This window comes from Ruegeria intermedia (assembly GCF_900129345.1).
GTDB lineage: Bacteria > Pseudomonadota > Alphaproteobacteria > Rhodobacterales > Rhodobacteraceae > Ruegeria > Ruegeria intermedia.
In genome coordinates, this window is record NZ_FQVK01000026.1 from 19,790 (window position 1) to 31,220 (window position 11,431).

Below are 11,431 nucleotides of genomic sequence, written 5' to 3' on the forward strand. Positions count from 1 at the left end.
GCGCGCCGCTCACGCGCCGGTGATCCTGGCTGTCACGCCGTGATGATGTTGTGTTCCGGTCCGTAAGGAAAGCCGGTGATGTTCTCGGCCCCGTCTTCGCGCACTACCAGGATGTCGTGCTCGCGATAGCCGCCCGCGCCGGGCTGCCCTTCGGGAATCCACAGCATTGGCTCGATGGAGACGACCATGCCCGGTTCGAGCACCGTGTCGATGTCCTCGCGCAGTTCAAGACCTGCCTCGCGGCCGTAATAGTGGCTGAGGATGCCGAAGGAATGCCCATACCCGAACGAGCGGTATTGCAGCAGGCCCTGATCGGCGAAGAACCGGTTGATCTCGGCGGTGATGCCGGAACAGGTCGCGCCGGGTTTGATCAGGCTCAGCCCCAACTCGTGGGCGGCGATATTGGCCTGCCACAGGCGCAGGCTGTCGGCGTCGGGCTCGCCCAGGAACAGGGTGCGTTCCAGAGCTGTGTAATAGCCCGAAATCATCGGGAATGTGTTGAGCGACAGGATATCGCCCGTCTGCAGCGCCCGTTTGGTGACCGGGTTGTGTGCGCCGTCGGTGTTCAGGCCCGACTGAAACCAGACCCAGGTGTCGCGGTACTCGGCGTCGGGATAGGCGCGGGCGATCGCGACCTCCATCGCGTCGCGGCCGGCCATGGCGATCTCGATCTCGGTGGCACCTTCACGGATCGCGGCATGGATGGCCGCGCCGCCCACATCCGCCGTGCGTGCGCCGCCCTTGATCAACTCGATCTCTTCGGCCGATTTGACCATCCGCGCGGCCATCGTGTCGGGGGCGATGTCCACAAGCTCGGGCTGGTTCAGCATGGCCAGGGCCGTGTCGCGCGCGGCCAGCGTCATGTGGTCGCTTTCGATGCCGATCCGGCGGGCGGTCCCGATCAGGCTGGCCACGGCGCGCCAGTAGTTGTCGCGCTTCCAGTCGGTGTAGATCACGTTGTCCTCGACCGACCGGCGCCAGGGCTGGCCCGCGTCGATATTGGCCGACACGGTGGTGCAGCTGTCCTGCGTCACCACGCAGCCATAGGGCCGGCCGAAGGCGCAGTACAGAAAGCCCGAGTAATAGGCGATGTTCTGCATCGAGGTCAGCAGAACGACCGGGATGTCCCGTTGCGCCATGATGGCGCGCAGTTTGGCCAACCGGCGGTCGTACTCGGCCCGGCTGAAGGGCAGGGGCGCCTTGTCTCCGTTGTGGCAGGTGAAGAATTCGGGGCGATTTGAAAGGTCTGTCATGTGCTCTCTCGTTTCTTTGCCGGACGTGCAAAGCCCGGCCACATGTCCCGGCGTACAGGACAGGCGGTCTCGGGGTCCGAGAGCCGATCACCCCCTTGGGCGCTGCGACGCCATCGCAGCAGGGGGCGAACACGGAAATCGTTAGATCAGCAAATGCCGCCGGTCAAGCCGGTGTCAGCCCGCGCAGACGTTCCGACCGCCGCCGCAGCAACTCGACCGTGGTCAGCAGGGCGATCGAGATGACGACGAGGATCGTGGCCACGGCCAGGATGGTGGGGCTGATCTGCTCGCGCAGGCCGGTGAACATCTGCCACGGCAGGGTCTTCTGGCTGGCGGATCCGACGAACAGCACCACGACCACCTCATCGAACGAGGTGATGAAGGCGAACAGCCCGCCCGAGATCACGCCCGGCAGAATCAGCGGCATCTGGATCTTGAAGAAGGTCCGCACCGGGCCCGCGCCCATGTTCGCGGCGGCCCGCGTCAGCGACCGGTCAAAGCCCACCAGCGTGGCGGTCACGGTGATGATGACGAAGGGAATGCCCAGAACCGCGTGGGCCAGGATCACCTTGAGGTAGCCCACGAAGGTCTTGTTCATGCCCAGAGTACCTTCAAGGAACCGCCCGATGTCGCTGTAGAAAAAGAACATGCCCGTGGCCGAGATGATCAGCGGTACGATCATCGGCGAAATCAGGATGGCCATGATCGCCCGCCGTCCGGGCACATGCGACTGGCTCAGCCCGATGGCGGCCAGCGTGCCCAGCGAGACCGAGATGATCGTGGCGATGGGCGCGATGATCAGCGAGTTCTTGAAGCTGCGTTGCCATTCGTTGTTGGTGAAGAAATCCCGGTAGTGCTTCAGCGAATACCCCTCGGGGTCCAGCCGCAGCATTTCCGGGGTGAAGGTAAAGAAGTCCTGCGCGTTGAACGACAACGGCAGAACCACCAGGATCGGCGTGATCAGGAAAACGAAGATCGCCCCGCAGATCACCCGGAACAGGTAGTGAAAGAACACCTGCTGCGCTGTGAGATAGGGCAACAGTTTGCGGCGATACCGGCCCTCGTACAGCCAATAGGTGAACCAGACGAAGAACCAGCCGCCCAGCAGCCCCAGGATACCGCCCCCGATTCCCGCGAACACAAAGCCTGCCAAGCCGAAGCCAAGGATGTTGATCCAATAGGCCAGCCGCTCGTTTCCGAGCACCGAGATGTAGAACCAGGCAAGCCCGGCGATCAGAATGGCGCCGCCGATCATGCCCATCGGCACCGAACCGTTGCCAGCACCGACGAAGATGCCGGCAAAGGCTCCGGCCAAGGCGACGCTGGGCAGGACCATCGACAGGGGTTTGCGCGAAATCGGAGTCAGAGCGGCCATGTCGGTTATCCCAGCTTCACGTTGTCGATGCCCACGATCTTGTCGTAGACCCAATAGAGGATCAGAACCACCGCCAGCAGGATCGTCCCCAGCGCCGCGGCCAGCCCCCAGTTCAGCGATGACGAGATGTGGTAGGCGATCCGGTTCGAGATGAAGACGCCTTTGGTCCCGCCGACGATTTCGGGCGTGATGTAATAGCCGATGGCCAGGATGAACACCAGGATCGAGCCCGCCCCGATGCCCGGAATGGACTGCGGGAAATAAATTCGCCAGAACGTGGTCCAGTTCGTCGCGCCCATGGATTTGGCCGCGCGGGTGTAGGATGGCGGGATCGTCTGCATCACCGAATACATCGGCAATATCATGAACGGCAGCAGGATGTGCGTCATCGCGATGATCGTGCCGATCTGGTTGTTGATGATGATCAACCGCGCGTCATCGGCCACAAGGCCCAGCCAGACCAGCGTGTCATTGATCACGCCCTGTTGCTGCAACATGACCTTCCAGGCGGATGTCCGCACCAGAAGCGATGTCCAGAACGGCAGCAGAACCAGGATCATCAGCATGTTCGACACGCGCATCGGCAGCGTCGCCAGCAGGTAGCTGACCGGATAGGCCAGCAGGATGCACGCTCCGGTGATGACCAGCGACATGAACAAAGTGCGGCCGAACAGTTTGACCAGGATGCGCTTGTCTTCGGGTTGCATCTGAGGCCCGTCGGGGGTGCGCCGCATGTCGACCGCGTTCAGGAAATAGCCATTGGTGATCGGCACCGCGTGGGTCTTGATCACCTGCCAGGTCTTGACGTCGCCCCAGCCGTCATGAATGTCGATCAGCTTGTCCTTGAACGGGCCGTCGGTGTCGGGGTCCAGTTTCTTGATCTTGCGTCCGGACTTGCGGAACAGCGACGACATCCCGGTTTCTTCATAGTTCAGGCGCGTGCCCAAACGCGTGTGCTGCTTGTTTTCGACGGCGACGACCATGTCGCGGACGAAGGCCTCGTAGACATTTTCAGGCGGCAACTCGCCGCTTTTCTCGTCCCAGCTTTGCAAGGCCTCGACAGTCAGCGGAAGCGTGTCCTGGACGATGCTGTTTTCCACCGACCGGAACAGCATCGCGCCGATCGGCACGATGAACGAGAACAGGACGAAGATCAGCAGGGGGGCGATCAGCAGCAGCGCGCGCAGTTTCTGCCGCCTCAGGGAACGCGCCAGCGATTGTTTCAGCGGCGTTCCATCCGCTGCCAGCATGGGCCCTTCGGTATGGCTTGCGTCGGTCATTCGTGCCCCTTGGATCTGCTTGGGTCGGGTTGGGGCGACAGGTCGCCCCAACCGGTTTCATGGCATTGCGATGGGCTTATTGCGCCAGCCACGCCTGGAATTTGGCGTCGATGTCATCGCGATAGTCGGCCCAGAACTCGTAGTTGTACAGGAACGTGTTCTTGGCGTTGTTCGGGTCGGTCGGCATGTGCGGCGCCATGTCGATGCCCAGTTCGGCGTGCTTGCCCACCAGCGGTGCCGACGATTTGCGTGCCGGGCCGTACGAGATGTACTTGGCCTGATCCGCCAGGCGCTGCGTGTCGGTCGCGAAATAGATGAAGTCCAGCGCGCGCTGCTTGCGCTCGTCGCTCAGGCCTGCGGGAATGATCCAGCCGTCCAGATCGAACACTTGCGCGTCCCACAGCATGGCAACGGGCTGCTTCTGCTCTTCGATCAGGCTGAAAAGGCGGCCGTTATAGGTCGATCCCATGACGACCTCGCCATCGGCCAGCAGCTGCGGCGTATCGGCGCCGGCCGACCACCACACGACGCTGTCCTTGATGGTGTCCAGCTTCTTGAGGGCGCGGTCCTGGCCTTCGTCGGTGGCCAGAACGTCATAGACTTCGTCCTTTGGCACGCCGTCGCACAGCAGCGCCCATTCCATGTTGTTGATCGGGCGCTTTTCCAGCGAACGCTTGCCCGGATAGGCCTCGAGATCGAACACGTCGCAGATGTCGTCCGGCGGCGTGTCACCGACCAGATCGGTGCGATAGCCGAAGGTGGTCGAGTACACGATCTGCGGGATGAAGCAATCGCTGACCAGCAGATCGCCGAAATCCTCGGATGCCGGGGTGCCGTCAGGCGCCGGGGCCAGCTGGGTGTCGGGGTCGATTTCCATCGCCAGGCCTTCGTCGCACAGGCGAATGGCGTCCGAGGCGACCACGTCGACCACATCCCAGGTGATGTTGCCCGCCTCGTTCATGGCGCGCAGCTTGGCCACGGCCTCGGCCGAGCTTTCGTCCCAGACGATGTTCACGTCGGGGTGCATTTCCATATACGGCTCGGCATAGGCCTTTTGCTGCGACGCCTGGTAGGCGCCGCCCCAGGACACGAGGGTCATGTCCTCGGCCGAGGCCGCACCGGCCGTGATGGCCGCAGCCGCAGCCGACAGCAGGAATTTCGTTGGTTTCATGTTCAGCTCCCAGTTTTCCCGTTGTTGTCACTGGTCGACCGACGCACGGGTTTTCGTCGGCCGATCCTTCCAAGTTGACCGTCTGACGCGGCAGGGCGCTCAGGCGTCCAGCGCGCGACAGTCTCGTGCCAGCCAGCCGATCTCGATCTCCTGGCCGGGTTGCAGGCGGACCGCATCCGGGGCGTTGCGCGTCTTGACGATGAACTCGTCATTGCCGGCCACCGACATGCGGAAACGGAACACGTCGCCCATATAGATGAACTCGCGCACCACCGCCTTGAGCGTGTGCGCGTCCGGGCTCAGACGCTCTTTGTTGAATTCGACCCGCTCGGGCCGGATCGACACCTTGGTGCGCTCGCCGGGCTGATGGACGTTGATCGGCACCGCGTCGATTTCCGATCCGTCGTCCAGGGTCACGATGCAAGTGTCCCCGTCGATGGACTTGACCACACCTTCCAAGGTGTTGTTTTCGCCGATGAACTGCGCGACGAAACTGTTTTCCGGCGCTTCGTACAGTTGATCGGGTGGCGCAAGCTGCTGAATGCGGCCGTCATCGAACACGGCGACGCGATCCGACATCGTCAGCGCCTCGGTCTGGTCGTGGGTCACGTAGACCGTGGTGATGCCCAACTCGTGCGCCAGGCGGGTGATCTCGAACTGCATGTGTTCGCGCAACTGCTTGTCCAACGCGCCCAGCGGCTCGTCCATCAGCACCAGTTCCGGCTCGAACACCAGTGCCCGCGCCAGGGCGATGCGCTGCTGCTGACCGCCCGACAGCTGTGCGGGCCGGCGATTGCCGAATGCGCCCATCTGCACCATGTCCAGCGCCCGCTGCACCTTCTCTTCGCGCTCGGATTTGCCGATCTTGCGCACCTCGAGCGGGAAAGACAGGTTCTCGGCCACGGTCATGTGGGGAAACAGGGCATAGTTCTGGAACACCATGCCGATCCCGCGCTTGTGCGGCGGAATGTTGTTGATCGGTTTGCCGTCCAGAAGAATTTCGCCGTGAGTGGCGGTTTCGAACCCGGCCAGCATCATCAGGCAAGTCGTCTTGCCTGAACCCGACGGGCCCAGCATGGTCAGAAACTCGCCTTTCGGCATGGCCAGGTTGAGATCTTTGACGACGAGCGTTTCGCCGTCATATGATTTTTGCACGCGCCGAAATTCGACAAACGCGGCGTCGCTGGTTGTTTCGGTCACAAGACCCCCTGTTGCGTCAATTCCTGATCCGGTTGGCCCGGATTCCATTGATCCTGATCCATATTAAACACGCAGCGCCCTGCAGCTTGCAACAGAATATGTCGTTCGGGCGGCGAAACCTCCGGAGCTTTTTCGAGCGATGCCCGCTGTTTAGTCGCGCCACATGCCAGGCAAACGCCGTGTTGCTGGACAGGGCCGGCTTGTCGATACGGGCCTGAACGCGGGGGATCGCCTCCAGCGTTCGCAGGCACGTGCGGCACGGAAATACCGCATCGGCCGTTCGGTCTTGCCCTGGTGCGGGAGGGGCGAAGTCTGGCGCCGCCGCCGCGCGGAAAACCGGCCGGCGGTGCTCCTTCGCCATGGGGTTTGCAATCCTGCAAGTTGACTGTATTGCCTGTAAACGTTCCGCGACCCGGCCGTGGTGTTTCGCACCGCTGGTCGGTTGCGGACGTGACGGAGTGGCAGGCATATCGGCCGAAAATTCCGGAATTTCGTTCGGGAAGCACATTGTTTTCAGCGTCTTAGGGCGATAGGGAGGTTCTGGGCCCGAAATGGGTCCGCGATGCGCCGTGCGGGCGTGGTGGAATGGTAGACACATGGCACTTAAAATCCCGGCATCTCGTCCGGGAAGCGCATTGTTTTCAGCGCCTTAGGGCGGTAGGGAGGTTTCTGGGCCCGAAATAGGCCCCGGACGCGCCGTGCGGGCGTGGTGGAACGGTAGACACAAGCGACTTAAAATCGCTAGAGCGTAGCTCGTGCGGGTTCGACTCCCGCCGCCCGCACCATCACCTACGCTTATCCCCAGGTGACCTCGTGGGTCAGGTATTCGCTGATGACGCCACGCGCCATCACGGACCCCGCGCCCACGGCCATGTATCTGCGGCGGCCCTCTTGGGGGGCTGCACCAGCCGCCAGCGTGGCCGGGATCCTGCTCTATCAGCCGCGTCATCGCCCGGCTGCCGAACTCCGGCCACATACCGGTGCCCGGTGGCGTCTGGAAGTGTTCGCGGTGGTCGTCGGACAGATTCGCCAGCGGTGCGAACAGGAGGTGGATCGGATCCTTGGGTTCGTCCCGACGCCAGACATGCCGGCCGAGATCATGATCCGGACTCAGGAGCGCACCTGTGCGCCCTGAAACGCCAAGCCGGTGGTCGACAGCATGTCGCGCGCCTACCGCGAGCAACTATGCGGCGCGCGCGCGGGTTCTTGATCCAGATCACGGTTTTCATTTTGTGAATGTGTCATGATTGATCTGATCGTTCACAGAGGGTGATGACACATGTTGCGGCTTGCGTTCCTGCTGTATTCGCTGATTGCCACCGCGCTGGCGGGGTCGGCGGTCATTGCAGTTCTGGTGGCTGGATTCGTTTCGGTTCAGGCGATTCTTGCCGGTGCCGCCATCGGTGCGGTAGCGGCTGCGCCCGCGTCGTGGCTCGTGGCCAGGAAACTGTATTGACCTGCGCGGTCGTCAGGCGTTGAGAAACGTCCTGACGGCGGCTTCGAATTCTCTGGGTTTCTCGGAGTGCAACCAGTGTCCCGCGCCGGGGATCTTGGCGAAACGGGCGTTGGGAAACAGTGACCGAATCGTGGTGCGGTGTTCCGGTCGGACATAGTCCGACTCGGTGCCCGTCAGGAACAGCGCCGGGCCGTCCCAGACTGCGTCGATATCCGGAAAGCCCATGATTCTGGGCATTTCTTTTGCCAGCACGTCCAGATTCAGCCGCCAGCGTTTCCCGGCGACGTCCAGTGACTGCGTGAAAAAGCTCTGCAGGGCTTTCTCGACGCCCTGTTCGGCCAACAACCGTTCGGCATCGGACCGCCGATGAACCTGCGCCATGTCCACGGCGCGCATCGCTTCGATATAGGGCATCTGGCTGTGGCCGTAGGTCACCGGCGCGATGTCGGCTACCACCAGCTTGTTGACCCGTACACCATGGGTCAGGGCCAGGGTCATGGCCGCCTTGCCCCCCATCGAGTGTCCCAGCACGTCCGCCCGCCCGCCCAGGCTGTCGATGACCTCGGCCAGATCGTCGGCCAGCGCCGGATAGTCGTGCCGGTCGTCCCATTTGCTGTAGGCGTGGTTGCGCATGTCCACGGCCACGACCTGCCGTTCGTCGGCCAGCCTGCGGGCAACAACCCCCCAGTTCCGGGCCGATCCGTACAGGCCGTGGGCAATCAGCAGGGGCGGGAGCGATGTCGGGTCGCCATGTGTGATCGTGTTCAACATGGCGTACTGATACCGCCTGCCAAACCCGACAGCCAGCCCCATTGTCGCGCCGCATCCACGCGGGTAGATTGCCGGTTCAGGAGGCGCGGATGTCGCAGGAAACCGAAATTCAGACCTTGATCGCCCAGACCATCGCCCTGCTGCGAAAAAAGCTGGGCACCCGGGGCAAGACGCTGGCCGAGTCGGTGCGGCGCGCCAAACGGCGACTGCCGCGTCACGTCTACAAACAGGCGATGGAGCTGGCCCGCGCCGAACCGATGGCCGCGCACCCCCGGTTGCGCCTGATCCTGGACACGCCCCGGCTGGAAAAAGCCGCGCACGAAGTCCAGGCTCATCTGCGTTCGATCAGCCTGGCCGATCGCCGCTGGGGCTGGTTTCTGGACACTCTTGGGGCGCTGGCCTTCAACCTGCTGGCTCTTGCGGTGCTGGTGCTGATATTTCTGCTGTGGCGTGGCCTGATCTGACGCGGCCATCGCAACGAAAAATGGCGCCCCGCGGAGCGCCATTCCGGGTCAGGGTCGCTGACGAACTCAGAGATTGGGATAGATCGGGAACCGGGCGCACAGCTCGGCCACCTGGGCCTTGACCTTGGCTTCGACCGCATCGTTGCCATCCTCGCCGTTGGCGGCCAGCCCATCGACCACCTCGATGATCCAGTCGGCGATCTGGCGGAACTCCGGCTCGCCGAAACCGCGGGTCGTACCGGCAGGTGAACCCAGACGGATCCCGCTGGTCACGGTCGGTTTTTCCGGGTCGAACGGCACGCCGTTCTTGTTGCAGGTGATGTGCGCGCGGCCCAATGCCTTTTCGGTGGCGTTGCCCTTGACGCCCTTGGGGCGCAGGTCGACCAGCACCACATGGGTGTCGGTGCCGTGGGTCACCGTGTCCAGACCGCCCTTGATCAGCTGATCCGACAACGCCTGCGCGTTGCTGATCACCTGCTTGATGTAGTCTTTGAATTCCGGACGCAGCGCCTCGCCGAAGGCGACGGCCTTGGCTGCGATCACATGCATCAGCGGGCCGCCCTGAATGCCGGGGAAGATGGCCGAGTTCACCTTCTTGGCGATATCTTCATCATTGGTCAGGATCATGCCGCCGCGCGGGCCGCGCAGGGTCTTGTGCGTGGTGGTGGTGGTCACATGCGCATGCGGGAAGGGGCTGGGATGTTCGCCTGCTGCCACCAGCCCGGCGAAATGCGCCATGTCCACGTGCAGATAGGCACCCACCATGTCGGCGATCTGGCGCATGCGGGCAAAGTCGATCTGGCGCGGAATGGCCGAGCCGCCGGCGATGATCAGCTTGGGCTGGTGCTCTTTCGCCAGCGCCTCGACCCGGTCATAGTCCAGCATGTTGTCCTGCTTGCGCACGCCATACTGCACGGCGTTGAACCACTTGCCCGACTGGTTGGGCTTGGCACCATGGGTCAGGTGGCCGCCGGCATCCAGGCTCATGCCCAGGATGGTGTCGCCCGGTTGCAGCAGCGCCTGGAAGACGCCCTGGTTGGCCTGCGATCCCGAGTTCGGCTGCACATTGGCGAATTCGCAGCCGAACAGTTGCTTGGCCCGGTCGATGGCCAGGTTCTCGGCGATGTCGACGAACTGGCAGCCGCCATAGTAGCGACGGCCGGGATAGCCTTCGGCATATTTGTTGGTCATCACCGAGCCCTGCGCCTCCATCACGGCGGCCGAGACGATGTTTTCCGAGGCGATCAGTTCGATCTCGTCGCGCTGACGGCCCAATTCGGACCGGATCGCGCCGTACAGTTCGGGGTCGCGCTCGGCGAGGGGTTGGGTGAAGAAACCGGTGTCACGAAGGTTGGCGTTCATGGGAGCTCCGCATGGCTGAGGTTGGTTTGGCGAATTTCCTATAGGAAACTGGGCCGGTGAAAAAGGCCGTAAAGCGACGAATTGGCATTCTGCGGCGTCAAGTCTGGCCTAAGGGGGAAAGGTATGTTTGTTTCGGAACCAAATGCGCAGCACCGGAAACCGAAAAAACATGACAAAGAGAATCGCTTTTCTCGCCAGCGACGCGGATGTCGCGCAAACTGCGCGCAGCACGCTGGTGGACCGCTACGGCAACGCCGCGCCGCGGGACGCGGACGTCATCGTTGCGCTGGGCGGGGACGGGTTCATGCTGCGCACGCTGCACAATACGCAGCATCTGGACGTGCCGGTCTATGGCATGAACCGTGGAACCATCGGGTTCTTGATGAATGAATATGACGACGCCAATCTGCTGGACCGCCTTGCCGCCGCCGAGGAAGAGGTGATCAATCCTCTGGCCATGCGCGCGATGGACCAGTCCGGCAAGCTGCACGAGGCCCTTGCGATCAACGAGGTATCATTGCTGCGGGCTGGTCCGCAGGCCGCGCGTCTGCGGATCAGCGTCGATGGACGTCTGCGCCTGGCCGAACTGGTGTGCGATGGCGCGCTGCTGTCGACACCCGCCGGGTCCACCGCCTACAACTATTCGGCGCATGGTCCGATCCTGCCGATCGGTTCGGATGTGCTGGCGCTGACGGCGATCGCGGCCTTCCGGCCGCGCCGGTGGCGGGGGGCGCTGCTGCCGAAAACGGCGCAGGTCCGGTTCGACGTTCTCGAGGCTGACAAGCGCCCGGTCATGGCCGATGCCGATTCGATCTCGTTCCCGGATATCGACTGGGTCGAGATCCGCTCGGAGCCCAAGGTGCGGCATCGCATTCTGTTCGATCCGGGCCACGGGCTCGAGGAACGCCTGATTTCCGAGCAATTCACCTGAAGGCTCGGGAAAACAGAGATTTGGCCCGCTTGTGTGATGCAGTTCACAGGACGCGGCAAATCAATGTGATACGCTCGATTTGCCCGGAGAACGCGCCAAGGTGGAAGTGAGTGGCCGCCTGAAGATGGTGTTTTCGAATGATTGCGCAGATTGTGCGCTGGCGAGAGT

The 11,431-nt window shown here is 62.9% G+C and carries 11 protein-coding genes and 1 tRNA gene; 5 read left to right on the forward strand and 7 right to left on the reverse strand.

Annotated features, from left to right (window positions below; genetic code table 11):
* Positions 1-32: 32 nt before the first annotated feature.
* The 5 genes from F3H26_RS16085 to F3H26_RS16105 all read right to left on the reverse strand — a co-directional run bounded on the left by F3H26_RS16085 (position 33) and on the right by F3H26_RS16105 (position 6,279).
* Positions 33-1,253, reverse strand: a complete 1,221-nt coding sequence (locus F3H26_RS16085) for an aminopeptidase P family protein (RefSeq protein ID WP_149777022.1) — start codon at positions 1,251-1,253, stop codon at positions 33-35.
* Between the two features lie 163 nt (positions 1,254-1,416).
* Entirely contained in the window at positions 1,417-2,628 is a 1,212-nt protein-coding gene (locus F3H26_RS16090) for an ABC transporter permease (RefSeq protein ID WP_149777023.1), read from the reverse strand.
* A 5-nt stretch (positions 2,629-2,633) separates the two neighbouring features.
* Positions 2,634-3,908: an ABC transporter permease gene (locus tag F3H26_RS16095; RefSeq protein ID WP_149777024.1), complete on the reverse strand. Its 1,275-nt coding sequence runs from the start codon at positions 3,906-3,908 to the stop codon at positions 2,634-2,636.
* A gap of 76 nt (positions 3,909-3,984) precedes the next feature.
* Positions 3,985-5,079 (reverse strand): extracellular solute-binding protein, encoded by a 1,095-nt coding sequence (locus tag F3H26_RS16100; protein WP_149777025.1) that lies wholly within the window; start codon positions 5,077-5,079, stop codon positions 3,985-3,987.
* Between the two features lie 99 nt (positions 5,080-5,178).
* Positions 5,179-6,279, reverse strand: a complete 1,101-nt coding sequence (locus F3H26_RS16105) for an ABC transporter ATP-binding protein (protein WP_149777026.1) — start codon at positions 6,277-6,279, stop codon at positions 5,179-5,181.
* 700 nt (positions 6,280-6,979) lie between these two features.
* Here F3H26_RS16105 and F3H26_RS16110 point away from each other — a divergent pair.
* From F3H26_RS16110 to F3H26_RS19515, 3 genes are all read left to right on the forward strand, one after another.
* Positions 6,980-7,064: transfer RNA gene (locus tag F3H26_RS16110), tRNA-Leu, on the forward strand.
* Positions 7,065-7,111: 47 nt separating this feature from the next.
* On the forward strand, positions 7,112-7,414 hold the full coding sequence (locus F3H26_RS16115) for a hypothetical protein (RefSeq protein WP_149777027.1): 303 nt from the start codon (positions 7,112-7,114) through the stop codon (positions 7,412-7,414).
* Positions 7,415-7,558: 144 nt separating this feature from the next.
* Positions 7,559-7,735, forward strand: a complete 177-nt coding sequence (locus tag F3H26_RS19515; protein ID WP_188127794.1) for a hypothetical protein — start codon at positions 7,559-7,561, stop codon at positions 7,733-7,735.
* A gap of 12 nt (positions 7,736-7,747) precedes the next feature.
* Here the strand turns inward: F3H26_RS19515 and F3H26_RS16120 are convergent, their stop codons facing one another.
* Positions 7,748-8,506 (reverse strand): alpha/beta fold hydrolase, encoded by a 759-nt coding sequence (locus F3H26_RS16120; protein WP_188127795.1) that lies wholly within the window; start codon positions 8,504-8,506, stop codon positions 7,748-7,750.
* A gap of 89 nt (positions 8,507-8,595) precedes the next feature.
* On the opposite strand from F3H26_RS16120, the gene F3H26_RS16125 reads away from it, so the two are divergent.
* Complete coding sequence (locus F3H26_RS16125; RefSeq protein ID WP_149777029.1) at positions 8,596-8,970, forward strand: hypothetical protein; 375 nt, start codon at positions 8,596-8,598, stop codon at positions 8,968-8,970.
* A 66-nt stretch (positions 8,971-9,036) separates the two neighbouring features.
* Here F3H26_RS16125 and glyA read toward each other — a convergent pair whose 3' ends face one another.
* Positions 9,037-10,332 carry a serine hydroxymethyltransferase gene (gene glyA / locus F3H26_RS16130; RefSeq protein ID WP_149777030.1) on the reverse strand — a complete coding sequence of 432 codons (1,296 nt, stop codon included), beginning with the start codon at positions 10,330-10,332 and terminating at the stop codon, positions 9,037-9,039.
* Between the two features lie 169 nt (positions 10,333-10,501).
* On the opposite strand from glyA, the gene F3H26_RS16135 reads away from it, so the two are divergent.
* Entirely contained in the window at positions 10,502-11,263 is a 762-nt protein-coding gene (locus tag F3H26_RS16135) for an NAD kinase (RefSeq protein ID WP_149777031.1), read from the forward strand.
* The last annotated feature ends 168 nt before the right edge of the window (positions 11,264-11,431 follow it).

What these genes read in the sequence shown, in the direction of transcription:
- F3H26_RS16095 (WP_149777024.1), bottom strand. Translation starts at nt 3,908, where the DNA reads ATGACCGACGCAAGCCATACCGAAGGGCCCATGCTGGCAGCGGATGGA.
- glyA (WP_149777030.1), bottom strand. Translation starts at nt 10,332, where the DNA reads ATGAACGCCAACCTTCGTGACACCGGTTTCTTCACCCAACCCCTCGCC.
- F3H26_RS16090 (WP_149777023.1), bottom strand. Translation starts at nt 2,628, where the DNA reads ATGGCCGCTCTGACTCCGATTTCGCGCAAACCCCTGTCGATGGTCCTG.
- F3H26_RS16100 (WP_149777025.1), bottom strand. Translation starts at nt 5,079, where the DNA reads ATGAAACCAACGAAATTCCTGCTGTCGGCTGCGGCTGCGGCCATCACG.
- F3H26_RS16120 (WP_188127795.1), bottom strand. Translation starts at nt 8,506, where the DNA reads ATGTTGAACACGATCACACATGGCGACCCGACATCGCTCCCGCCCCTG.
- F3H26_RS19515 (WP_188127794.1), top strand. Translation starts at nt 7,559, where the DNA reads ATGTTGCGGCTTGCGTTCCTGCTGTATTCGCTGATTGCCACCGCGCTG.
- F3H26_RS16135 (WP_149777031.1), top strand. Translation starts at nt 10,502, where the DNA reads ATGACAAAGAGAATCGCTTTTCTCGCCAGCGACGCGGATGTCGCGCAA.
- F3H26_RS16085 (WP_149777022.1), bottom strand. Translation starts at nt 1,253, where the DNA reads ATGACAGACCTTTCAAATCGCCCCGAATTCTTCACCTGCCACAACGGA.
- F3H26_RS16125 (WP_149777029.1), top strand. Translation starts at nt 8,596, where the DNA reads ATGTCGCAGGAAACCGAAATTCAGACCTTGATCGCCCAGACCATCGCC.
- F3H26_RS16115 (WP_149777027.1), top strand. Translation starts at nt 7,112, where the DNA reads ATGACGCCACGCGCCATCACGGACCCCGCGCCCACGGCCATGTATCTG.